The following is a 25,342-nucleotide window of genomic DNA, read 5'->3' on the forward strand; positions in this document are numbered from 1 at the left end:
GCTTAAACACCTTTTTCAGAGGTGTAAGTAAGTATGCCGCTTCGCAGTTTGAAAGAGCCCTGCGTTGCAACGATGTCTCCGGGCTTTAATGAGCCGTCGAGCTCAAGTAAGCTGCTCTGTCCCTCGTTAGCGATCAGCGTGACGACTTGGCGTTTCGCGCGAAAATCGCCCTTGTCATCTTTTTCTAGTACAAAAACATAGCTTCCAAAAGCATCGTAACGAATGGCTTTGGTGGGTAATCGAACAACATCTTTTACGCCGTCGATTGGCAGTGAAACCGACACTATCATGCCCGGTTTTAATACCGGCGAACTCGACGTTAATTCCGCTCGTACCTTGATATTGCGTGACAGAGTAGATATTTCCTGATCTACCGCTTTCACCACCGCTGGCGTAGACGCCAAGCCAATAATGTTTGAGCTAACGTTAACTGAATCGCCTGCGTTGATTGCCGCATAGGCCTGAGGCACATTGAAATCAACCCACACTGTATTTGAGCTACTAGTTAGTTTGGTAATGAGAGTATTGCGCGATATAAAAGCACCCACTTCAAGCTGGTGTAAGCCGGCTTTTGCATCGAAGGGAGCCACGATGGTTTTTTTGGCGATAACAGCCTCGAGTGAACGCTTTCTGGCTGAACTTACTGCGAGCTGCGCTTTTGCACGCTCGTATTGGTCGCGGCTGCCAGCTCGTTGTTCTAGTAACTTTTCAAAGCGGAGCAGGTCGAGCTCTGCAATTTGAATTTCAGCATTAATTGCATCGAGTTGAGCTAGCTCGTCGTCAACTTGCATTTGGATAAGTGTGTCGCCTTTGTTTACCCTTCCGCCAGAGGGAAAACCAATGAAGCTGATTATGCCCTCAAGTTCATTGCGTACTTCTAAACTTCGGGTAGGGATAATGCTGCCGCTGAGGCTCAGGGAGTCTTGCCACTTCGATACTTCTACGACTTCACTGACTACAGTTTCACTCGGTTCAGGAAAGGATGCACCAAAAGCAATCGCAGCCATTACTTGGTTAAACTTTATGAAGCCAAGGAAACCCACAACCATAAAACAAAATAAAAACGTAAATAACCAACGACGCCAATGCATCTTAAGCTCCCGATTCAAAGCATCCATTAATTGGATGTAACGATGTGTTTTAACAAAGGATTAATTCTTATATTGAGTGTAGTGTAAGCCTGCTTTTGAGCAAGCTAGTCACCCGATATAATTATGTTTGTCATAGTTTACTGGAGGGCTTTCACTTTAGTTCATTGCATTACAAAAATGTCACGTATTGTGCAGGCTAGTGCTCGAAGTGTTCTTGCTACGTTGTTGTAACACTCGCGCACTATTGAAGGCTGCTTGAGCTAGTAGCCGCTTAAGCCACCTTTGTGAGTTTTGCATAGGCAAGCATCAGAATTTTCGTCCCCACTGAGTCAAAATTAACATGTACTCGAGCGTGTTCCCCCGACCCTTCGTAATTGAGCACAGTACCTTCCCCAAACTTTTTATGACTCACGCGCTCGCCTAAATTAAAGCCACTTTCTTCAAATGCGGCGTGTGATGCCGCCGCGCTAAAGCGATTATGCACAGGCTGTTTGATTTGTGTTCGCAGGCGAACTTCTTCTATGTGCTCAGCAGGTATCTCGCGAATAAAGCGCGAGGCTGTATGATATTTGTCCTGTCCATACAAGCGCCTCGTTTCAGCGTAAGTAATGAGAAGTTTCTCCATGGCGCGGGTCATGCCAACGTAACAAAGTCGACGTTCTTCTTCTAGCTTGCCAGGCTCGTCATTACTCATCTGACTTGGGAACATGCCTTCTTCAACACCGGCTAATACTACGAATGGAAACTCTAAACCTTTGGCGGTGTGTATCGTCATCATTTGCACCGCATCTTGATTCGCGTCGGCTTGCGCATCGCCAGCTTCTAAAGACGCATGGGCCAAAAATGCCGACAATGGGCTCATTTCTTCAGCATCGTCAGGGGCTTCAAATTGTTTACAAGCGGTAACCAGTTCTTCTAAGTTTTCAACTCTAGCTTTGGCTTTTTCGCCCTTTTCTGCCTGATACATTGCATACAGCCCAGAATGTTTCATGGCGTGGTCGGCTTTCTTTTCAAGCGGCAAGTCTTTCACATCTTGTGTCATTTGTAGGATCATCTCTACAAAGGCCTTAAGTGCATTGGCTGCGCGCCCGCTAAGCATATTTTGTGCTAGCATTTTACTACTGGCCTGCCACATAGAAATATCGTTTTCGCGCGCGTACACTCGAATATTAGATAGGGTTTTATCGCCCATTCCGCGAGTAGGTGTGTTCACAACGCGCTCAAATGCGGCGTCGTCAATCGGCTGATTGATAAGGCGAAGGTAAGCAAGTGCGTCTTTAATTTCTTGACGTTCAAAGAAGCGCAACCCACCGTATATTCGATACGCCAAACCTTCATGCAACAAAGCCTCTTCCAGTACACGTGATTGGGCGTTGTTGCGGTATAAAATTGCACAATCAGCCAAAGCGGCACCTTGTTCGTGATGGTTTTTTATTTGTGAAATAATAAATCGTGCTTCGTCAAGATCGTTAAACCCTGCGTACAAGCTGATTTTTTCACCTTCACCATCTTCAGTCCACAGCTCTTTGCCCAAGCGCCCGGGGTTGTGCCCAATCACTGCATTGGCAGCATTAAGTATGTTTGAGGTAGAACGATAGTTTTGTTCGAGTTTGATGGTATTTGCACTTGGGTAGTCTCTTAAGAAGTGTGAAATATTTTGTACATTAGCACCCCGCCAACCATAAATAGACTGATCGTCGTCACCTACGATCATCATATTGTTGTTTTCGCTGGCCAGCAATTTCAGCCATGCATATTGAATATTGTTAGTGTCTTGGAATTCGTCTACCAATACTGCGCGAAAGCGCTTCTGATAATGCTGTAATACACGCGGGTTATTCGCCCACAATTCATGAGCTCGAAGTAAGAGTTCGGCAAAATCGATGAGCCCAGAGCGTTGACATGTTTGCTCATAAGCAGCGTATATTTCTTTCATTTTTTCTTGGGTATGATCGCCATTCGTTTCAATATTTTTTGCGCGCAGCCCCTCATCTTTATTACCGTTGATATACCATTGTATTTGCTTGGGAGGCCAATGCTTTTCGTCAAGGTTCATAGACTTGAGCAAACGTTTAATTAAGCGATACTGATCGTCGGAATCGAGAATTTGGAAGTTTTCAGGTAGGCCAGCTTCTTCATGATGAGAACGCAATAAACGGTGAGCTAAGCCATGGAACGTGCCAATCCACATATTATTAACTGGCTGACCCATGATACGCTCAACGCGCCCCCGCATCTCGCGTGCTGCTTTATTGGTAAAGGTAACGGCAAGAATACTGTAGGGTGCAACCGATTCTACTTCCATGAGCCAGGCTATGCGGTGAACCAGTACCCTTGTTTTACCACTTCCCGCGCCAGCAAGTATTAACATATCGCTCGCAGGTGCGGCGACTGCCTCGCGTTGTTTGTCATTAAGATCTTCGAGAAGTCGGGTTACGTCCATCGGGCTACTTCGTTAAGTTATGATGGTGAAGAGTATAACAAAAAACCTGTGTGTTTATACAGCACTCACCGTGTTAATTTATCGTCGCTTATATTTTCACCTTGAGTTTATTTTATACCTGCATCAGGTATACTCACTGCACTGGTATTACCTGCAACTACCTTAATGCAGGCTTGATGAGGGCTCAGGGTGTTTATTCATTGCAAACAAGGATTGATGTTATGTTTATTATTGCTGCTGAGTTGCAGCAATTTGCGTGCCTCTGAGTTTCAGCATGAGCATCTGAACGAGAACGACGGCTTCTCGTCATCTATCATATTTTCCATTGAGCAAGATCAACATGGTTTCTTGTGGTTTGGCACAGCATATGAAGGCATATTGCGCTATGACGGTAAGAACGTAGTCGCATACACAAACAATCCTTCCGATGTCGAGTCAATTCCACATGACAATGCGGGAAACCTATATCTTACTTCCGATGGTGATATCTGGGTGGGAAGTTTTGGCGGGGGCAGTATTCTATTTGACTATGATAATCAGTCATTTAAGCAATATTCACACGTAGCCGACGACCCAACTACCATCAGTGCTACCCGGGTTCAGTCGATCTTCGAAGACCGAAATGGAACGCTATGGTTTGGCACCTACAGCAATGGTTTGAACCGCTTTAATAAGGAAGATGATAACTTTACGCGTTATCCGTTTGTGAGCGGGCTAAAACAAATAAAAACAAAAGAGAGCTTGTCTAGTGAACGAGTGTGGGACATTGCTGAGGCAGCGAATGATGGAATATGGCTCGGTACAAGCAACGGCCTTAATCTCCTTGATACCAAAACTAATGAGTTTTCCCAATATTACCCTTTCCCTGATTCGGAGTTACCCGGGCGCAATCGCATTCGAAAAATTCACGTTGTGAATGAGAACTTGCTGTTTTTGGGTACCCAAGAAGGAGTGATGAGATTTGACAAAACACTTGGTACCTTTTATCAATTGCCGGTTGAGGGTTTAGATTCGATTGGGCCTATCTACTCTATTATTAAAACCTCTTTTGGTGATTATTGGGTGACTACCGATAATGGTGTTTACTCATTTAATGAAAACCGCTTGTCTTTAAACAAAGTAACGTTGGATTTTGATGACTCATGTAGCCAGACATTGTTTCAAGATAGACAAGAAACAATTTGGTTGACCTGCGAGGGTGGCGGCATTTATAAAATTACCAAAGCCGACATATTTAGCTCCTTTATTCATCCTGAAGTAAGGTCTGCTTTTGCCCTTCATCAATCAGATGACAACGCGATATTGATTGGAACATATCAAAACGGTTTGCAAAAATGGATCCCTGAAACAAAGACTTTGCTCGCTCTCACTGAAGGCAAAGTCGGTGCCATGCAGCTAGATATTCGTTTTATTACTCAAGCTAGCAACGGACAAATTTGGTTTTCGAATAACGAACGACTGTTTTATCTGAACGACGATGGAGAAACGGTAGAGTTTGTTGAAAATACCAACAATGTGGAAGAGCTCAAGAAAATACGACATTTAAACGTAGACGCCAACGATAATATTTGGGTGTCGGTAGAAAATGGCATGCTCAAGATAAATAGTAAAAACAAACAATCGAGATTTTTTCCGATTGGCGACATTGTATCCGACAGCGATAGTCAAAGTAGCGCTTCACTGAGTTTTGTTGATAGCAATAAGCATTTTTGGGTATCCGTCGACAATCAGCTTTATTTATTCGACCCCTCAACTGAGAGTTTCTCACTTCTTGCTTATAGCGATAGCTATGCTGAGCGATCTGATGACTACAATTTTGTTTATTCAATGTTTCAAGACAAAAATAGTACCTTGTGGTTGGCGAATAAAATCGGACTATATACAGCGAATCTTGAAACAGGAGATAGAAGCTTAGTTAGTGATTATTTCAACGAAAAAAATAATCGGGGTATAAGATTCATAAGCCAAGACAGTGAGGGCGTTCTTTGGTTGGTTACTCCGGTAGGTGTGAGTCGCTTTGACCCTAAAAATAATAAGTTATACCACTTTGACCATAGAGATGGCTTGCCTGGTTCACGATATTTTTACAACCCTACCTCCAGAGCATCGGACAATAGTATCTACCTCTCTACCCGCGATGGGATATTCTATTTTGACCCTAAAACGGTGAAAGTGCCTCGCCCCGACGAGTTGATGCGCCTTACCTCATTCGAAGTGCTTGGCTCAACAACGCACTTTAATGTGAATGAGCTCATGCAAGCGCCGTTACAGCTCGACTATTTCCAAAACAATATTAAGTTGGAATTCGCCACACTAGATCTGCTTAACGCCAGACAAATTCAATATGAATACAAACTCGAAGGGTTTGACTCGGATTGGATAGACAACGGCACCGCAAACTCGGCAACCTACACGAACCTTAGCGGCGGCGATTATGTGTTTCGAGTAAGGGCGAGACTAAAGCAAAAATTGTGGTACGAAAATGAGCTAGCCATCAATATAAACGTGGCAACCCCATTCTGGCAGAAGTGGTGGATGCTCTTGGTGTATAGTTTGCTGATACTTCTTTTCGTACTTATCTATATTCAGCGCCAAAAACGAGCAGTTATAGAGCTGGAACGACAGGTTGCCGAGAAAACTGCTGATATTGCTTTGGAGTCTCAAAAACTGGCCGCCGCAAACAGAATAAAAACGCAGTTTCTTGCCAATATGAGTCATGAGATTCGAACACCGTTAACTACGGTTATTGGGCAAGCAGAGGCGATTATTTGTCGCGATATTAACCCTGATGATATATATAAAGAAGTCGAGATTATTCATGATAGCAGCCTCTATTTGTTAGCTCTGCTCAATGACATTCTCGACCTTACAAAGATTGAAGAAAACAAATTCCAGCTTGAATATGCACCGCAAGACCTTAATAGCTTGCTGAGTAATATAAATACCATGTTCTCAATGCAGGCTCGTGTTAAAGGTTTATCATTCAGCCTAGACGAAGATTTACCGCAGCCATTCATTGTGATCGTCGACGGCTTACGCCTTAAGCAAATCCTCATTAACTTACTTTCAAATGCCCTGAAGTTTACCTTGAATGGGCACGTGGCACTCAAGGTGGAAATGTCTAAAGAACAGTTGATATTCCATGTAGAAGATACTGGTATTGGCATAAGTAAAGAGCAAGTTGAGCAGATATTCGGCAGCTTCACACAAGGAGATGCGAGTATTAGACGACGCTTTGGTGGTTCGGGTTTAGGATTGCACTTGTCAAATCAGTTAGCCTCTCTAATGGAGGGTGAAATATCGGTGAGTAGTGAGTTGGGGGCAGGAAGTACCTTTACATTTACGATGCCAATGCCTGAAATAGCAGTCACACCTGAACTTCCTCAGGGGAAACTGGATTTGGATACCGTATCAGCCAAATCTTTGTTTAATGGCAAAATATTATTGGCTGAGGATCACGAGGATAACCGGCGATTGATTTCTCGACTGCTCACCAAACTCGGCTTAACAGTATTTACTGCAAAAGACGGTTTTGAAGCAATTGAGCACTATAAAAAGCATCAACCTGCGGTTGTGCTATTAGACATACAAATGCCCAGAATGGATGGAATACAAGCATATAGTGAACTACGTAAACTAGGTTGCGAGAAACCAATTATCGCACTCACCGCAAATGCTATGGCAAACGAAGTTGAGGAGTACTTTAACCTTGGTTTTGATGGGTATATTCAAAAGCCAATTGATAGAAAATCATTGATCTCAACCATTGCTACTTTCTTCGAGAGTAAAGACGATCATTCTATGAGCCGAGCCAACTCAGTGCTTGGTAATGTCGATATGTCGGATTTAGTGACTGAATTCACCCAAGGTCTGCAGCAAGAGTGGGATCAGTTTGAGGCATTCGTAAAAGCAAATGATATTCAAGGTATAAGGGCACAAGCGCATCGATTATCGGGCGCGGCTCAACTCTTTGGTTTTGCCGATCTCAGTGCCAAAGCGACCCAGTTAGAAAATAATATCAAGCAAGGCAACGCCGATATGACGAATATTCAAGCCGACTTAAGCGCGCTAAAGCAATCAATAGAACGGTGTTTTCATTAAATACGGAAGACTTACTTACACAGTAAGGTCATTAGTCTTTATTGTTGATAGTCGCAGTCTGCAGCGGGTTATTGCTAACAAAAAGCCCCAGCAAACAATGGGCTGGGGCTTTTCAATCCTTAGCGTCAATCAAGGCTTAATTAAAAGCGATAGCTTCCGCCTAACAAGATTCTTCTATCAGTCAAGCCTTGGAAACACAGTAAGGCTCCTTCATTTACACAAGACTGTTCCGCGTCAGACTGGGTAATATTGATACCTTCAATGCCTAGGGTGAACTGCTCGTTAACTGCGTAATTGATGCTCGCATTTAACTGGCCTCTAGCTTCGTTTACGCGAGGTAAGCCAAACTGGAATGCATCATTAGCAATGTAAGCTGAGCGCCATGTATAGCGAGCACGTGCTGAAACACCAAACTTCTCATAAAACACCGTAAAGTTATACGCATTTTTAGATAAGTTGCTAAGTTCGACTCTGTCTTGGGCATCTTCTTCAGCAATGCCTAAGGCTTCTAAAATAGCTTGTCCGCGACTATTAAAGCTACGGAAGTCGTCTCCGCTATCTGCATCCTGATAAGTATAGTTAGCAACCACACCAAAACCAGAGGCCCATCCAAGGTCGTCTTCAAACTCAGATAAATCATATTGGAAAGCTAACTCGATGCCTTTTTGAGTAGTGTCACCGTTGCCGTTAAAGGTAGACTCGAAAGGCACACAAATACCTTCACCTGGCGTTGGGTTATTGATATTTCTATCCGCTACTGGGTTGAATATACCGCCATCTTCGCATGGTGCTGTAATATCAATATTCAATACACCGTCTACTACATTACCAGGTGGATCCTCTGTGAATGGGATAAATAGGTCTTTACGTTTTTTATAAAATATACCGGCACTCACCACACTTGATGGCGCAAAATAGTATTCAACCGCAAGATCTAATGACCAAATGTCTTCAGGAACCAATCTGGGGTTACCCGCTTGAACAGGTGCGTTTGCATTAACAGTGAAGCGCGTTGAAGTAGATAAGTCATCAAAATCAGGGCGGTTAATATCACGACCGATTGCCCCTCTAACAACGATATCGTCGCCAATGTCTGCAACCACGTTCAGGCGTGGTAATACAAAATTGTAGTCGCTGGTTTCTCTCACTTGCTCGAAAACACCATCATTTTCAGCCAAGCCGATAGATTCTAGTTCTGTGCTTATATAACGAAGACCGAAACTTCCGCGAATAACATCGCTTTCAAAATTGGCCTGTGCATACAGTGCATGAGTTTCTTCTGAAATATCAAAGAAAGCAGACTCATCTTGCTCTATCGCACCGAGTGTCTCCCCTGGATTGGCTGGATCATCTGAGGCTGCCACAATCGCTGCATTTATTGCCGCTGCGACTGTTTCTGGGTCGCTGTAGGATAATGCTGGGTTTACAATTAGAAAATCCCTAACAAAGAGTCTACGGCCATCTGCTGCGTTAAAGTTAGGTGAGCCAGGTACTAGTAAGTTCGAAAACAAAGTGCCTCGTGGTCTATCGAACTCTGATGACGCACTTGTGAGGTTGACTCTTGAGTTGCTAAAGTCATTGTTTAGCGTAGAAGTTTCGTTATATCTATAACCGGCATCGACTGAAGTGACAAAAGGTATTGCGCCATCAAGATAATAAGTAAAATCGGTTCTAAAGGCCGTTTCTTTATTTTCTGCTATATCACGAACCTGCTGAGCTTGGCTTAACGCGTAGTTTGCAGGGTCAAGCAACATAGCTGTCGTTGGAGAGGTCGGTAAGCCTTGCGCAATACCGAACTGCAAGGTGCCGCCTCGCAAATCAAACTCTACAGGTGTGCCATTATCAATGCTACCACCTTGAACAGGTTGAGCCGACAATGGGTTTATAAAGTCTAAACGCACTGCGAAGTCTGGAGTGACGGTATCTGATTGTGATATCGCGTATTCTGCACTAAGTACATAATCGTCTTCCGTCCACTCACCACCGATGCGGATGACTGAGCTGTCGGTGAGACGGGCACCAGTATTCGTGCGAGTGCGAATATTTGGGTTTAAGCCACTTGCCAATAACGCATCCGGAAGTAGTACCCCAGACGTAACAGCTTGTATGCTGGGAATATTTATCACTCCATTGGGCGTGTCAATGGAACCGAAATTTACCGTCTCAAATGAGGTGTTAGTAGTTATATCAACAACGTCGATATCGGAGACGCCTGAAAACTGTATTTCAGTGCTTTCTTGAGTTCGTTCTTGATCGTTTAGCAAAGCATCAACATAGAGTTTGAGCTTGTCGTTCGGCGCCCATTCAAATGAGGCTGATAGGTTAGTCGTTTCGTAGTCTAAAATATCGTAGTCTTGGTTGAAGAACTGAATTCTTAGGAAATCAAAGTCTTCAGCGCTGCCAATGATTCGATCGGAAGCTTCTCCAGCTCGGCCATCTGCATCATAGTTTTGACCAGCGCTTACTAAGCCGTCTCGGTCTGCACGCGGGCGAAAGGCAGATACGTTTTGCTCTGCATAACTAAGGCTGAATACTACCCCCATTTCGCCGTTATCTGTGCTCCAATTATCACCATAAGTCCCTGATAGTATTGGCGAGTAATTATTGTCTACATCCAAATCACTGTTTTGAGCTTTTGCTCGCACTGCAAATACAGTTTGCGTGAGCTCTAGAGGACGTAAGGTTCGTAGATTTATCGTACCGCCTACTGAGCCTTCTATTGTTTTCGCTTGAGGTGCTTTTGTCACTTCTACCGAGGATATTAGTGCGGCAGGCAGATCCTCAAAGCTTATTCCACCTCGCCCTGCACCCGAGCCGACGCTAGAGACGCCATTTATTTCAACTCTGTTTTCGTCAGTACCGCGTATTTGAACCGCCGTACCTATCCCTGCAGTTCGCGTTATTTGTATACCCGTAACATTTTCGAGTACTTCTGCAAGATTTTGGTCAGGTAGCTTACCAATGTCGTCAGATTGAATAATTTCAACCACGTTATTTTCTGCCCGCTTTTCGGCGAGCGCCTTTGTGAGGGATGAGCGAATGCCTGAAACTTCAATGACTTCAACTGTGTCATTATTAGCTTCTTGTTCTTCTTGTGCGAATGCCGCACCACTCGCAGTTAAACTGCTAGTAAGTGCAAGCGCTATGGCTGAGAGTTTATATTTATTACGATTTCTCACAGTATCTTCCTTTATAGAGTCGAAGGGAGTGTCTTTATACGAATCGCCTTAACTAAGCCGGCAAAATGCTTCACACAAAAAACACAATATTAACGTAAAATTAACATTGTTATCTAAATTGTCAAGTGGTAAGGCCAAAAAGAGTGTGACAATCAAACATCGTGGATAACAAGGTAAATTTCTGTTTGTTGAAAATAAATGCCGCTTTGGGCTGTAAAATATCGAATGTGACACTATTATTGTGTATACGAACAACGATGAATCTATCAAGATGAAACGTACGAGTGCGATAAATAAGATAGGACAGTCTATGCCTCATTCAAAATTCCATGCCAGTGACACCTTTTGGCGCTTACTCAAAGATGAAGCGATAAAAGTAGCCGCTCAAGAACCCATGCTTTCGTCATACATTCACGCATGTGTTATCAATCACCATAATTTTGAGTCATCGTTGAGCTTTATATTGTCCAACAAGGTGTCGGACGACGTTATGCCAGCCATTGCTGTGCGTGAAGTGTTTGATGAGGCCTACCTGCTCAACCCAGAAATAGTCGAGTCAGCTGTCATCGATATTCAAGCGGTGGTTGCACGTGATCCTGCAGTTTCATCTTTCCTTCCAGTGCTCATTCATTTTAAAGGCTTCCATGCCTTGCAAATTCACCGTTTAGCAAACTATCTGTGGCATAAAAATAGAATAGACTTATCTTTGTTTATCCAAAGCCGTAATTCGATTGCCTCAGGCGTTGATATTCATCCTGCAGCGGTGATTGGTAAAGGGGTTATGCTTGACCATGCAACCGGCATTGTCATTGGTGAAACGGCAGTAGTTGAAGACAACGTTTCTATTCTGCAGAACGTAACACTTGGTGGTACGGGCAACGAGCAAGGCGATCGTCATCCAAAAATCCGCCAAGGAGTGATGATTGGTTCTGGTGCTAAAATTTTAGGGAATATCGAAATTGGTGAGGGGTCGAAGGTGGGCGCAGGCAGTGTTGTATTGAGTGACGTGCCTTGCTGCGTGACCGTAGTGGGTGTTCCAGCTAAAATTGTGGGCAAACCTGATTGTAATATGCCATGCGACTCCATGCAGCAAAATGTGCTGGCTGATAAAGACGCGGTGTAGTCTTTGCCGCTAAACGCAAGATATACAAAATTGCTTAGTCCGAGCCTCGAGCCTCATTGCATGAAGGCATAAAAGCATGAAGGTACAAATACACGAGCCATGTTATGGAATTGTGTTTGGGCTGAGCAACAAGCCTGGTTTGTTAAGTAAATGCCAACAGCTCTCCTAGCTCATGAATTTCAACATGCGGTAACACATGAACTCGTTCGTTTCTAATATCCATTGGTCTATCGCAAGCGTGCCATGCGCTAATCAGGCCAGCGTTTGTTGCACCAAACACATCTTTTTCTAGGTTATCGCCAACATGCAGTACTTGATGAGCCGCTATGTCTAGTGCATCTACTGCTGCGTTAAACATGTGAGGGTGAGGCTTCATTGGGCTGTTGATACTCGATTTAAAAACATGGGCAAAGCAGTGAGCAATACCAATCTGTTTTAGATTTACGTTGCCATTGGTGATGGCTGCTAATGGCAACTTTTCGGCGAGTTGCTCTAAGACCCCAATTTTTGCTGCCGGCACTGTAAAATTGCTGCGTTGATGGTAAAAATAGTCAAAGCAGTCATCCACAGCCTTGCTTAAATCCTGTCCTTTATAACCGCATTTTGATAGACCTTGATTTAACACTTGTTTACGTAAAACGCCCATGTCAGAAAAGAGGCGAGGATCAGCACGTAAAGCCTGCATTTTATAGCTTTGCCAGTCTTTTTTATTGATCGCCGCAGCATCAGGGTATCGCTGCGCAATATAGTCTAAAAGGGCCTTTTCAGCCTCCACGATATATGGCCAATTATCATAAAGCGTATCGTCTAAGTCGAAGGTCATAGCCGAAATTTCACAGAACGGTTTGTAAATAATCACTTCTTCTTTGCCCTAGGGTGAGACTGGTCATAAGTCTTAGCCAAATGTTGAAAATTGAGATGCGTGTAGACCTGAGTTGTAGATAAGTTAGCATGTCCTAACAATTCTTGAACTCCTCTTAAGTCGTTACTCGACTCTAGTACATGAGTTGCAAAAGAGTGGCGTAAAGTGTGCGGACTAATTTGCTGATATAGAGTTTGTTCCTTTGCCCATTTATCTAGTCTATTTTGTACCTGGCGATTACTTATACGCTTTTTGCGTTGCGATAAAAAGAGTGCGTTTTCACTGCAGCCTTCAACTAATTTGCTACGCTCAAGCAGCCACTCTTCAATTGCCTTGTTTGCTTGCCTTCCAAGGGGCAAACGCCGTTCTTTGTTTCCCTTACCAAGCACCCTTATTTCATTGCTAGCTAGTAGGTCATTTAAATCTAAAGACGTGAGCTCAGACAAACGAAGTCCACAGCCATATAACAGCTCGAACATGGCTTTGTCTCTTGAGCTAAGCGTATCATCGCTATTGAAGTTCAATAAACTACCCATTTCATCCACATTTAGTTGTTTTGGCAGCGGCTTTGATTGCTTTAATGATTGAATGGATATGACGGGGTTGTGTTGTAAATGCCCGTGTTTGATAAGGTAGTCGCAAAAAGTACGTAACACACTAAGGCGAAGATTTATCGTTCGTGTGGAGAGTTTTGCCTGTGAGCATTGGACTAACAGCATTTTTATGTGGTCAGGAGTAAGCTGCTGCCAATGACTAATGTTCAATAACGGCAGTGACGCAATAAGCTGGCGTTGATAATTCTTACAAGTATGCTCAGATAGCTGACGTTCGACACGAATATGATGAATGAACTTACTTAACCATGAAGTAAGGTGCTCGGGAAAGCTGCTTAATGACTCTCTGTCTTCATTCAATACTGCAACCTAATAGTGAAGTAGCTCAGGCATTGCCACATTTAGAAACTGTTGTAATTGTCTGATCAGCAGGGTATCCATATCCGGTGTGAAGTGCAATGGGTCGGCGCTACCAATAGCAAGAATACCGAGATTTTTGTCCTCACCTATCAGCACCAATGCCACAGATTCAGCGATACCCTCTCCGAATAACAGTTGTTTTTCGTGCTGACTCAATCTGCCAAAGAAAAAATCACTGTCTTTGAAGCGTTTTTCCATGAACAGTCGTTCCTGAATTTCAGGTAGTGCGAATGAGCCCTTGAAGGGTTTAATGCACGCTGAAGACATATCGAGTTTATCTTGCAAGGTTTCTTCAATCGTAAATTGCATTTCTGCGAATTCTTTGCAACGAAGCAGTTTGAGATTTAAATCGGCGTAAATACGATAAATTTCTTCATTTTGCTTTGCGACAGCAACTAATTGACTTAATTTCGCATTTAATTGCTTCAGTTTTTTACGCAGTTGGTCACTTTGCAACTCGACAAGGGAAACAGAGCCCTTTTGTTGATGAGGAATGGTGATTAGTTCTGCTAGATCAGGGTGCTTTACGAAAAAGTCGCTATTGTTAAGAATATAGTCGCGTACTTCTTTTTCACAAAGCTCTTCGTCTTTTGGAAGTACTTGGCTTTCGTAGTCTTGCGCAATTGCTTGCGCCGCATTTCCTTTAACACTTGATTCATTCATAGCGTTATTTGTCCGTCGTAAATGTGTTCTGCGGGGCCTGTCATTTTGAGAAGACTGTCTCCCCCCTGCCATTTTATCGTTAGTTTACCACCAGGAAGCGTTACATTCACTTCTTTATCTAGCTTGTCTTGCATTATCCCTATCGCAACCGCAGCGCAAGCACCGCTGCCACACGCTAGTGTTTCTCCTGCGCCTCTTTCGAAGACTCGCAGTTTAATATCAGTGCGTGACTCGATTTGCATGAAACCAACGTTGACACCTTCGTTAAAGCGTTCATTTTGACCGATATGTGCGCCAATACCCTCTACGTCATGGTTTTCTAGGTCATCCACTTCAAGAACACAGTGAGGGTTGCCCATAGACACTGCCCCAAAGAAATAGGTGGCATCATCCTCTCTGAGTATGTAGGTATTCTCTTGTTTATTCGCTTTGAATGGAATGCGTGCGGGTTCAAAAATAGGTCTGCCCATATTCACAGTCACGTTTCCATCTTTTTCAATATACAAAACCATACGGCCCGCTTTGGTGCTCACGACAATCTTGTTTCTATTGATCAGGCCTTTTTGTTTTACAAACTTAGCGAAGCAACGAGCACCATTTCCGCATTGCGACACCTCAGAGCCGTCGGCATTAAAGATGCGATAGTGAAAGTCTTGATCGGGGTCGTAAGGAGGTTCTACGATTAATAGTTGATCAAAGCCGATACCAAAATTGCGGTCGGCAAGCTGTTGTATTTTCTCTTTAGAGAAAAAGACATTTTGTGTCACGTTATCGACAACAACGAAGTCGTTGCCAAGGCCGTGCATTTTAGAGAAATTTAACAGCATGTGATTCTTTTCATTTTTGTTGTTTGTAGTATGAAATATTTAGCGCATTAAAGCCACTTGCTAAACAAGTTTAGCTAAGCTTATGCTCACCTCTCCAAAGGTCTTCAATGCTTTCTCTTTCTCTTACGACAATGGCTTGTGCCTTATCCACCATGATTTCAGCTGGCCTGCAGCGACTGTTATAGTTACTCGACATCACAAAACCATAGGCACCAGCGCTTCGCACCGCAAGTAAGTCGCCGGGGTTGATGGCCAACTCTCGGTCTTTACCTATGAAGTCGCCTGTTTCACACACCGGGCCAACAACATCATAAGTGACACTCTCTTGGCCACGGTTTGGTACGACTGGGACGATAGACTGCCACGCGCTATATAGGGCAGGGCGTAATAAATCATTCATTGCTGCGTCGACAATTGCAAAGTTTTTCTCTTCGCCTTGTTTCAAAAATTCAACTTCAGTAACGAGTATTCCAGCATTAGCCGCAATAGCACGTCCGGGCTCTAGGATAAGCTTTAAATGTTCACGCCCTTTCATTTTACTCGCCATTGCTGCTGCGTATTCATTAGGGTGAGGAGGTGACTCATTTTGATAAGGCACGCCTAAGCCACCACCTACGTCGAGGTGAGAGATGTTAATGCCATGCTCTGCTAATTCATCGATAAGCACCAATAAACGCTCCAAAGCATCTACAAAAGGTGTGATATCAGTGAGCTGAGACCCAATATGACAATCCATTCCTTTTACGTCTAGGTGAGGCATTGCAGCTGCTCGTTTGTATACACGCAAGGCGTCATCCCGGGCGATACCGAACTTGTTGGCTTTTAAGCCAGTGCTTATGTAGGGGTGTGTTTTAGCGTCGACATCGGGATTAATCCGAATGGAAATAGGGGCTTTAACACCTAAATTACCGGCAACCTTGTTTATTCGGTCAAGTTCGGCATCCGATTCAACATTAAAACACATGATGTTTTGCTGTAATGCAAACTCAATTTCTGCGGAAGTCTTACCCACACCTGAAAAAACCACTTTTGTCGGATCACCACCTGCCTCTATCACTCGGCACAGCTCTCCTTTACTGACGATGTCGAAACCAGAGCCGAGTTTTGCTAGCACTGACAACACCCCTAAATTGGAATTTGCCTTTACGGCATAGCAAACGAGGTGATCGTGCTCAGCTACGGCATTATTGAATGCGTGCCAGTGGCGTTCAATTGTCGCCCTTGAGTAAATATAAGTAGGTGTACCATACTTTTTGGCAATATCTGCGACAGCAATGTCTTCAGCGAATAATTGATCGTTAGAAAACTGAAAATAATCCAATTTAGAGGCTCTCCGTGGTTTGCTGATGCTTAGCTTGGGCTGTTAACAGCTCAGCGTTTTCTGAGTTACTTAGTATGGCATTGCTCTGCTCTTCGTTGGTTGGTGTTTCTTCTGGAAGATAAAGAGGCCCGCGTTGCCCGCAGGCAGAAAAAAAGGCGCTGGTTATCAGCACTACTGCTAATTTTAAGTATCGATTCATGGCTTTGAAATAACTCGCTTAATATGCTGCAACATTGCACTGGAACCGCTGAAATTGCAAGTCTTAGCACAAAGATTTTAAGTGTGAAATTCAGATAATCCGAGCTTACTTTTAACTTTAGCAAAAACTGCTAGTATAGTTTATGAGCAGTGAGCAATAAATTGTCAGACTATTCTCATAATAAAGCTTTCTTTTCCCACATTGGGCAAGTGTAAATAGCGCATACCAGTACAAGGATAACCATGGACTACAATACCTCAGAAATATGTGATTTGTTCGCCGATAGCGTTGATGTTGTTAATCCGATTTTCACCAATTTTGGCGGTCGTTACTCTTATGCAGGTGAAGTAAGCACGATAAAGTGCTTTGAGGACAAAGGTCTTATTGACAAAGTGCTCGCCACAAATGGTGAGGGCAAGGTGCTATTGATTGATGGAGGAGGCAGTAAACGGCGAGCCTTGATCGATGCATACAACGCGCAAATGGCAGTGGATAACGGCTGGGAGGGCATCGTTTGTTATGGCAGTGTTCGTGAAGTAGACATTTTGGAAGAGCTTGATATTGGTATTCATGCACTGGTGTCTATTCCGGTTAACGCCGAACATAGGGAAAGCGGCGACCTAGATGTGGCAGTGAACTTTGCTGGCGTGACTTTTTTACCCGAAGATCAAATTTATGCTGATGGTACCGGTATTATACTATCACCAGAAGTTCTAGATATTGACTAGTAGTGGAAAGCTTGAATCTTGCTGCAATGAAAAAGGAAGTGAATAGACACTTCCTTTTCATTACTTTTTAAACGTGTTTCACTATTTGGCGAACATCTCGTTTAAATGGGCTGCGATTCTAACTCCACCCTCTTGTAAACGCTGAGTGGCAGTCGGGAGGTGCTGATAAAGGTAGTCCCAACTTAAGCGATCGCTCTCTGGGTAAATCGTATCTCTTATCGCCGCGCTTTCCATTATATATACGTGCGGATCTGTGATACTCCACGCTTTTGCTTGCTCAGGAGTGATTTTTTCACTTAGCCACTCGGTCCATTCGCTGTAGGATAATTGGCGTCTATCCAGTAGGCCAGAGTCCCACACTCGGTGCAAGTTTGAGTCATCCCAAAAGAATTCAAGCTTAACGTCGTTTCCGCCACGATCGGTGCCATTACCCGCATGCAAGGGTTGATGTAGATCGCCAATGATATGAATAATAAATCGTAACGCTCGCTGACGTTCCTCAAGGGGCGCTTTTCCGTCTTTTACGATTTTCGTAAATTTATTTAGTGCGGTGAAAGCATCACCTTCTTCAGGCGCATGCTTGTGTTCCTTATACGACTCACCTACGGGCACAGAAACATAGTGATAAGGCCCTGCTTCTTTTTGCCAGAAATCAGATGGGTTAGAGCGCATTTCATCTGCGTAAGTCGATGCTTCGGCCAAACTCTCATTTGGCAGCAAAGCTCGTATTGCTGCGCGTGCGTCGTCGCTAAGATACTGTTCTGCAATGGCGCCGGTAATTCTGTGCCCGGTTTGACCCCAAGCATAAACTTGTTGAACTGAGCTTGCTGCAATCAATGCGGTAGCGATAAGTAGCTTTTTCATATTTACTCACTTGTATAAACTAATATTAAGACTGTAGTTATGTAACTTTTACTCTTTATTGCTGTATCCCCAGCGTTCAACCAGCGATTGGTCGACACCAACATGATCGAGAATGCGAGCAACAACAAAGTCTATCAGATCGCTAATTGATTGAGGTTGGTGATAAAAACCAGGTGCAGCAGGCATAATTGTTACGCCCATTTGCGATAATTTAAGCATGTTCTCCAGGTGAATGGTAGAAAAAGGCATTTCTCTGGGGACTAATATTAACTGCCCGCGCTCTTTAATAACCACGTCGGCTGCACGCTCTATTAAGTTGTCGCAAGAGCCCATTGCAATCGATGAAATACTGCCGGTACTGCAGGGGCAAACAATCATCTGCTTAGGTGCTGCTGAGCCAGATGCAACAGGAGAAAACCATTCCTCCTTGCCGCAAACAATAATTTGACCTTCTGCGGCTGAAAAGCGTTCCGTGAAGAACTTCGCTGCCTCGTCGGGTCGGCCAGGTATTTTGATATCTTCTTCTGTTGCAAAAACCACTTTTGCTGCCGAAGATATCAGCAAAAATACAGTGTAATCCGCCTTAACCAACTGTTCTAACAATCGCAGTGCATAAGGGGCTCCAGAGGCACCTGTAATTGCAAGTGTGATGGTTTTACTCAATTTTACCTCTCCTAGTTTTTTCGTAAAGCTGCGAGTATTTCGTCATGAATACCATTAAAACCACCATTGCTCATAATAAGAATATGATCGCCACTCTTAGCGCTTGCACTTACTGTATCGACAATCGCTTTTGTATTTTGGTATAGGTGTACGTTAACTTCGCTATTTGCGACCATTTCCGACAAGGACCAATCTAAATTCGGCGGTTCGAAAATGTGCACTTCATCGGCTAGTTGCCAGGATTGCGCCAGCGTATATTTATGAACGCCCATTTTCATCGTGTTTGAGCGAGGCTCTAAAATAGCGATAATTCGGGCATTTCCCACTTTTTTTCTGAGACCATCAAGGGTCGTTTGAATGGCCGTAGGATGGTGGGCAAAGTCGTCGTATACTATTATGTTGTTTACAATGCCTTTTGTTTCCATTCGACGTTTTACGTTTTCAAAAGAGGCTAACGCTGCAATGGCATCAGCAATTTGAACACCTGCATTATGAGCTGCCGCGATTGCCATTACTGCATTGTTAACGTTATGTTCGCCAATAAGCTTCCACTCAACACAGCCTACTAACTTACCGTGATGTAATACATCAAATTTGCTGCCGTCTGCCTCAATTAAGCTAACATGCCAGGCGTTTTGTTGTTTTTCACAAATTGCATTGGACAAAGAGCCAAGTGTTTGAATGTCGCTCCAACACCCTTGCTGTATAAGGTCGTTAACATTCTCATCATGTTCTGGGTAAATGACTAAACCAGTAGATGGGACGGTTCTTATAACATGATGAAACTGCTTTTTGATTGCTGCTAAATCGTCAAAAATGTCAGCATGGTCGAACTCAAGATTGTTTATCACTAAGGTTCTTGGGCGATAGTGAATAAATTTTGAACGTTTGTCGAAAAAGGCACTATCGTATTCATCAGCCTCAATCACGAAGAAAGGAGATACGCCTACCCGAGCTGACACACCAAAATTTTCGGGCACACCACCAATTAAGAAACCTGGGTTCAAGCCTGTGCTCTCTAATATCCAAGCGATCATGCTTGAGGTGGTTGTTTTGCCATGTGTACCTGAAGCGGCAATCACCCAGCGGTCTTTAAGTAGGTTGTCGAGTAACCATTGTGGTCCGCTGGTGTAGGGTAGGTTACGGTCAAGTACATATTCCACGGCAGGATTACCGCGAGACATTGCGTTGCCTATCACCACGATATCAGGCGTCGGCGAAAACTGCTTAGTGTCGAAGCCTTGTGTTAAGTCGATCCCTAAGCTCTCCAACTGCGTGCTCATGGGCGGATACACATTAGTGTCTGAGCCAGTAACGTGGTGACCAAGAGACTTGGCAATTGCAGCAATACCGCCCATGAAGCTACCGCAAATGCCTAAAATGTGAACATGCATATCATTTATCTTTGTTTTCTTTTTACTTTAGCAAATCGTAGCTATATGCCCAGCTTCTTTTTTCAAAACTCAGCAAACTGTTTTTGTTCACAATATTGTTGCCTATGCGTTTTGAGTATCAATTTGGGCTATAAATTTGGCTAATTCCTGCATACGTATGCAATAACATGGTCGCAATTTAAACCTCGCACGGTTACAATAGCGACCCGACGCTATCGGGGTTATACACCCACTTCAAACACGAATTATTTTTGGCACATATCAAGGCTGGTAGCGCGCATGTAGGCCTGATGTTTGACCAAGAAACCAAACTAAGGAACCCTTGGTACCATGAAACGTTTAAATTCCCAGTTGCAACAGGACGGTGCTCCGCTTGAACTCATTCTTCTAATACGCACATTGTTGGCGGGTTGCAAGGAAATATCTTTCCGTGTAAGTCAGGGCGAACTGGCTGGCGTATTAGGCTCTACACTCTCCGAGAATGTTCAAGGCGAAACTCAGAAGAAGCTAGACGTTATCTCAAATCAGATTTTAAAAGATACTTTGAGCGAATCTGGCTATGTAAAAGCGATTTCGTCCGAAGAAGAAGACACTGTTGTTCCGTGCAACCCGGATGGCAACTACTTGGTTAGTTTCGATCCCTTAGATGGCTCTTCTAATACGGAAATTAACTCACTTATTGGTACTATTTTCTCTATTACACATGCTCCTCAGTGGATGAAGCCCGAAGACCCATCTGCATTTTTGCAACCCGGCACGCAAATGGTTGCGGCAGGCTACGTATTGTATGGCCCATCTACTATGCTAGCGATGACTACTGGGCGCGGAACGCACCTTTACACTTTGGACAAAACTCACGGTGGTTTTCTGTTGACCACGCCAAATATAAAAGTACCAGAAGATACGGCAGAATTTGCAATAAATGCATCAAATCAACGTCACTGGGAAGAGCCAATTCAGGAATATGTGAGCGACCTCATTGCTGGTACAGAGGGACCGCGTGAAAAAGACTTTAATATGCGTTGGGTAGCTGCCATGGTTGGTGACATCCATCGTGTATTGTGTCGAGGCGGTATCTTCGCCTATCCCTTCGATAAACGTAACCCAAAAGTACCAGGCAAATTACGGTTACTATATGAAGCAAACCCAATGGCTTTCTTGATGGAGCAAGCAGGTGGTTTAGGCGACACTGGACACGGAAGAATAATGGAAGTAATGCCTGAAGAAATTCATCAGCGCGTACCAGTGCTATTAGGCTCAAAGAACGAAGTAGAAATGTGTAAATCATATTATAAGTAGGCTAACTTCTGTCAGACTAAACTCTTAGCCGCTAGTTGTGGATACTCGCGGCACTTTTACATATAATCGCGACAATTATTTTTTTAAAGGAAGCTTCCATGAGCTTAAATGATATTCCAGTAGGTAAAAACGCCCCTGATGAAGTAAACGTCATCATTGAAATCCCAGCTTATTCTTCGCCAGTAAAGTACGAAGTTGATAAAGACACCGGCGCATTATTTGTTGACCGTTTCATGGCGACTTGCATGCAGTATCCTGCAAACTATGGTTATGTGAATAAAACCTTATCTGATGATGGCGACCCAGTAGATGTGTTAGTGATGTCACCGCATCCATTAATCGCTGGTTCGGTTATCAAATGCCGCCCAGTAGGTGTTTTAAATATGACGGATGAGTCTGGTCAAGATGCCAAAGTTATTGCCGTGCCGGTAGCAAAATTATCGACTATCTATAACGACGTTAATGACATTGAAGATGTTCCTGGTTTATTGAAAAATCAAATCGAGCACTTCTTCTCTCATTACAAAGATCTCGAGCCAAACAAATGGGTTAAAATCGAGGGATGGGCTGATGTTAAAGCGGCGAAAGAAGAAATCGTATCGAGCGTAGAGCGTTACAACAAGACCGCTTAATGTTACTCAAGCCAAAAATTAGATAACAAAAGCTCGCTTTCTGCGAGCTTTTTTGTCTGTAGTCATATAGTGTTAACGCTTATACTATTATACAAAAGTCTATACTTTAAAAGGGTGAAGTAAGTGAAAAAACTTAAGTTGTTTGGGTTATCTTTAGGGGTGACAATCGCGGTGTGCTTTGCTTTCATGGCGAGCGCTGAAAAAGCGAGCGAGCCCTTAGAGTTATATTGGGAAGACATGATCCCTACAGGTTATGTCGTACCTCCTAGCGCGATTGATCATAATGGCGATATGACTCAGCTTGAGCCAGATGCACCCTTGAAAGAAGAGCTTAATGGTCGCTACGTAAAAATACCAGGCTTTGTGGTGCCACTTGAGGGCGATGCCGACAACATCACAGAGTTTTTGCTTGTTCCATATTTTGGTGCGTGTATTCATGTGCCACCGCCACCTTCAAATCAAATAGTTTATGTTAATTTTTCTGAAGGTGTGCCGATAGATAACTTATACGACGCTATTTGGGTGACAGGAACATTGTCAACCGATGGCTGGAAAGGAGATATTGCAAGCGTTGGTTACACTCTTAAAGGAGATGTAGTTACTGCTTTCGAGGGATAGAACTGTCGCACAGTTGATGTGCTTAACACGAAATTAATACTAGGTGATAAATGAATTTTCTAGCCCAGCTTTCAATAGCGAAAAAGTTATTTCTAATTCCCATTATTGGAACAGTTTGTTTTGCGCTGTACATACTTATCAGCACGATTACTGCTTTTGATAACGTCGAGCTGCTAGATAATGCCAGAACCAAGCAAACACCAGCGTTACTCAATTCCAGAGATGCCCTTAATAGCATGCAAAATGTGAAAGAAGCGCTCAGTGCTGCGGTGACAACTGGCGATGAAGAGTCTTTAGCGAAAGCAGAGGCGTTGGCAGAGCGAACAACAGAAAGCTTGAAAGTGATACTCAGCTTAGATGAATCTATGCGAGATGAAATAAGCCCAATAATGAAAAATTTTGAAGACTACTTTGAAACTGCTTTTCGTGTTAGCAAATCAATGGTAGATAACACCGCTGACTTCGCCAAACTTCAAGCCGACTCTAGAAAGATGAACGAAGCCTTCGACCAAGCCTCGAAAGACTTAACTGCATTCAGCGAGCAACGAGAAATTCTGTTCCAAGATGCCATCAATGGCGCTAATGAATCAGCAAAATCAATGATTTCGTTAGGGATCTTTATGGGTCTAGGCACGATGATATTGTTATTCGCTACCGCCTTACCGATTGTAAATAACTTAAGAAAAAGCATCGTCGATGTGGTTAATTCCTTGAAAGATATTGCCCAAGAAGACGGTGATTTGACCACAAGAATTCGCACTCGTAATAAAGATGAAATTGGTGATTTAGTATTTTGGTTTAATCAGTTCATCGAAAAATTACAGGGCGTTGTGAAGGATATTGGTAATTCGAGTAAGCCATTATCGAATCTGGCGTCAAATCTGAATCAGGTATCAAATCAAGCACGTGAAACTATCACTTCTCAACAAATGGCTGCTGCTGATGCTAAGGCTGCGGTTGATGAAATGACAACAAGCGTTGATGCCGTCGCCCACAGCGCAAACGAAGCGGCAAGAGCTGCTGGCGAAGCATCTACTGCGGCTGATGATGGTCAACGAGTGGTAAATCAAACCGTGTCTAGCATTCAATCTTTAGCATCTCGGGTTGAAGAGACTGCCGTGGTGATTAAGAAGCTGGAAGAAGATTCAAATCAAGTGGGCGTTGTACTTGACGTGATAAAAGGTATTGCCGAACAAACAAACTTGTTAGCCCTTAATGCCGCGATTGAAGCTGCTCGTGCAGGAGAGCAAGGACGTGGTTTCGCCGTTGTTGCAGACGAAGTAAGAACACTAGCGTCGAGAACTCAACAATCTACTGAAGAAATCCAAGCTACGATTGAGCAATTACAGGGCGCGGCACGGTCTGCCGTAGCGGTAATGGCAAAAGGTACCGAGCAAGCGACCGTGAGTGTTGATGAAGCAAACAAAGCAGGTTCGAGTTTAAACGCAATTACCGAAACAATAAGCCGCATTACCCAAATGAACGATCAAATCGCAAATTCTACCGGTGAGCAACAAAAAGTGGCTGATATGATTTCTTCTAACGTGGATGACATTAACAGTCGTACCGAGGATACAACCTCAAGCTCGGAGCAACTCTCAGCGGTGAGTTCTGAACTAGAACAACTATCCCGTGACTTTAGTAGAATAATGCAGCAATTTAAATACTAAGAAAGATTGGCATAACCAACGAAAGCGATGCTCAACTGAAGCATCGCTTTTTTTTGCCTAAAATATTGCTCAACAGTATCGTGACTGTTAGCCTGAGCCCAACATAAAGTCATAATAATAAGGAAAACAATGAGTTTAATAGGAAATATAATCTGGTTTTTGTTTGGGGGCCTAGTGATGGGCATCGCTTGGTTTTTATGGGGAGTATTGGCCGTTGTCACCATTGTAGGGATCCCATGGGCCCGTAGTTGCTTTGTGTTGTCTAAATTTTCCTTTTTTCCTTTTGGTAAAGAGGCAGTCTCGAGAAGTGCTGTGAATCAAAAAGGCGATGTGGGAACAGGCACTTTGGGTATTATCGGCAACGTTATCTGGTTTTTATTTGGCGGCTTTTGGTTGGCAATGGGGCATCTAGTGTCAGGCTTGCTATGTTTCATCACCATTATCGGTATTCCTTTTGCAATCCAGCACTTTAAACTCGCTGGCGTAGCCTTCTTTCCGATTGGTCTGACGATTGTTGATAAGCGCTAAAGATAGGGTGATTGAAAGCAGATTCATCCTCCTTGTTTTATCGTTCCGCCGGACTAACCTGACTCTATCTATTTAGTTTCGGTATCAATTGCATGCAGCGATATTGCAAAGCTTGCAAGGTATTCTAGAGCACCCACGGCAAGAGTAATCACGGCTAGTGTTA

At 43.6% G+C, this 25,342-nt stretch carries 20 protein-coding genes; 8 read left to right on the forward strand and 12 right to left on the reverse strand.

The window, feature by feature from the left end:
* Positions 1-2: 2 nt before the first annotated feature.
* Positions 3-1,091: an efflux RND transporter periplasmic adaptor subunit gene (locus tag ISG33_RS09560; RefSeq protein WP_195733374.1), complete on the reverse strand. Its 1,089-nt coding sequence runs from the start codon at positions 1,089-1,091 to the stop codon at positions 3-5.
* A gap of 271 nt (positions 1,092-1,362) precedes the next feature.
* Positions 1,363-3,534 (reverse strand): DNA helicase II, encoded by a 2,172-nt coding sequence (uvrD, locus tag ISG33_RS09565; protein ID WP_195733375.1) that lies wholly within the window; start codon positions 3,532-3,534, stop codon positions 1,363-1,365.
* A 216-nt stretch (positions 3,535-3,750) separates the two neighbouring features.
* Here uvrD and ISG33_RS09570 point away from each other — a divergent pair, with 216 nt between their 5' ends.
* Positions 3,751-7,635: a hybrid sensor histidine kinase/response regulator gene (locus ISG33_RS09570; protein WP_195733376.1), complete on the forward strand. Its 3,885-nt coding sequence runs from the start codon at positions 3,751-3,753 to the stop codon at positions 7,633-7,635.
* A 140-nt stretch (positions 7,636-7,775) separates the two neighbouring features.
* Here ISG33_RS09570 and ISG33_RS09575 read toward each other — a convergent pair whose 3' ends face one another.
* Entirely contained in the window at positions 7,776-10,814 is a 3,039-nt protein-coding gene (locus tag ISG33_RS09575) for a TonB-dependent receptor (protein ID WP_195733377.1), read from the reverse strand.
* A gap of 310 nt (positions 10,815-11,124) precedes the next feature.
* Between ISG33_RS09575 and cysE the strand changes: the two genes are divergently transcribed.
* Positions 11,125-11,937 carry a serine O-acetyltransferase gene (cysE, locus tag ISG33_RS09580; RefSeq protein ID WP_195733378.1) on the forward strand — a complete coding sequence of 271 codons (813 nt, stop codon included), beginning with the start codon at positions 11,125-11,127 and terminating at the stop codon, positions 11,935-11,937.
* 142 nt (positions 11,938-12,079) lie between these two features.
* Here the strand turns inward: cysE and ISG33_RS09585 are convergent, their stop codons facing one another.
* From ISG33_RS09585 to lptM, 6 genes are all read right to left on the reverse strand, one after another.
* Entirely contained in the window at positions 12,080-12,796 is a 717-nt protein-coding gene (locus tag ISG33_RS09585; RefSeq protein ID WP_229333520.1) for an HAD-IA family hydrolase, read from the reverse strand.
* Positions 12,793-13,713, reverse strand: coding sequence for a tyrosine recombinase XerC (locus ISG33_RS09590; protein ID WP_195733379.1), 921 nt, complete (start codon positions 13,711-13,713; stop codon positions 12,793-12,795). Before ISG33_RS09590 ends, ISG33_RS09585 begins: the two co-directional genes overlap by 4 nt.
* Positions 13,714-13,722: 9 nt before the next feature.
* On the reverse strand, positions 13,723-14,436 hold the full coding sequence (locus ISG33_RS09595; RefSeq protein WP_195733380.1) for a DUF484 family protein: 714 nt from the start codon (positions 14,434-14,436) through the stop codon (positions 13,723-13,725).
* Positions 14,433-15,263, reverse strand: coding sequence for a diaminopimelate epimerase (gene dapF, locus ISG33_RS09600; protein ID WP_195733381.1), 831 nt, complete (start codon positions 15,261-15,263; stop codon positions 14,433-14,435). Before dapF ends, ISG33_RS09595 begins: the two co-directional genes overlap by 4 nt.
* 70 nt (positions 15,264-15,333) lie before the next feature.
* A complete protein-coding gene (gene lysA / locus ISG33_RS09605; RefSeq protein ID WP_195733382.1) occupies positions 15,334-16,584 on the reverse strand; it encodes a diaminopimelate decarboxylase in 1,251 nt (416 codons plus the stop codon).
* 1 nt (position 16,585) lies between these two features.
* Positions 16,586-16,783, reverse strand: a complete 198-nt coding sequence (lptM, locus tag ISG33_RS09610; RefSeq protein WP_195733383.1) for an LPS translocon maturation chaperone LptM — start codon at positions 16,781-16,783, stop codon at positions 16,586-16,588.
* Positions 16,784-17,025: 242 nt separating this feature from the next.
* On the opposite strand from lptM, the gene rraA reads away from it, so the two are divergent.
* Positions 17,026-17,511 carry a ribonuclease E activity regulator RraA gene (gene rraA / locus ISG33_RS09615; protein ID WP_195733384.1) on the forward strand — a complete coding sequence of 162 codons (486 nt, stop codon included), beginning with the start codon at positions 17,026-17,028 and terminating at the stop codon, positions 17,509-17,511.
* 81 nt (positions 17,512-17,592) lie between these two features.
* On the opposite strand, the gene ISG33_RS09620 is transcribed toward rraA, so the two are convergent.
* The 3 genes from ISG33_RS09620 to mpl are packed head-to-tail and all read right to left on the reverse strand — an operon-like array spanning position 17,593 to position 20,432.
* A complete protein-coding gene (locus ISG33_RS09620) occupies positions 17,593-18,375 on the reverse strand; it encodes a S1/P1 nuclease (protein WP_195733385.1) in 783 nt (260 codons plus the stop codon).
* 48 nt (positions 18,376-18,423) lie between these two features.
* On the reverse strand, positions 18,424-19,038 hold the full coding sequence (locus ISG33_RS09625; protein ID WP_195733386.1) for a flavin prenyltransferase UbiX: 615 nt from the start codon (positions 19,036-19,038) through the stop codon (positions 18,424-18,426).
* A gap of 11 nt (positions 19,039-19,049) precedes the next feature.
* Positions 19,050-20,432: a UDP-N-acetylmuramate:L-alanyl-gamma-D-glutamyl-meso-diaminopimelate ligase gene (gene mpl / locus ISG33_RS09630; RefSeq protein ID WP_195733387.1), complete on the reverse strand. Its 1,383-nt coding sequence runs from the start codon at positions 20,430-20,432 to the stop codon at positions 19,050-19,052.
* 330 nt (positions 20,433-20,762) lie between these two features.
* Here mpl and ISG33_RS09635 point away from each other — a divergent pair, with 330 nt between their 5' ends.
* From ISG33_RS09635 to ISG33_RS09655, 5 genes are all read left to right on the forward strand, one after another.
* Positions 20,763-21,731, forward strand: coding sequence for a class 1 fructose-bisphosphatase (locus ISG33_RS09635; protein ID WP_195733388.1), 969 nt, complete (start codon positions 20,763-20,765; stop codon positions 21,729-21,731).
* A gap of 98 nt (positions 21,732-21,829) precedes the next feature.
* Positions 21,830-22,363, forward strand: a complete 534-nt coding sequence (ppa, locus tag ISG33_RS09640; RefSeq protein ID WP_195733389.1) for an inorganic diphosphatase — start codon at positions 21,830-21,832, stop codon at positions 22,361-22,363.
* A gap of 186 nt (positions 22,364-22,549) precedes the next feature.
* Complete coding sequence (locus ISG33_RS09645; protein WP_195733763.1) at positions 22,550-22,981, forward strand: DUF3299 domain-containing protein; 432 nt, start codon at positions 22,550-22,552, stop codon at positions 22,979-22,981.
* A 50-nt stretch (positions 22,982-23,031) separates the two neighbouring features.
* Positions 23,032-24,651: a methyl-accepting chemotaxis protein gene (locus ISG33_RS09650; protein ID WP_195733390.1), complete on the forward strand. Its 1,620-nt coding sequence runs from the start codon at positions 23,032-23,034 to the stop codon at positions 24,649-24,651.
* Between the two features lie 129 nt (positions 24,652-24,780).
* Positions 24,781-25,179 (forward strand): YccF domain-containing protein, encoded by a 399-nt coding sequence (locus ISG33_RS09655; protein WP_195733391.1) that lies wholly within the window; start codon positions 24,781-24,783, stop codon positions 25,177-25,179.
* Positions 25,180-25,342: the final 163 nt, after the last annotated feature.

The sequence above is a fragment of the Marinibium conchae genome (genome assembly GCF_015595035.1).
Lineage (GTDB): Bacteria > Pseudomonadota > Gammaproteobacteria > Enterobacterales > Alteromonadaceae > Glaciecola.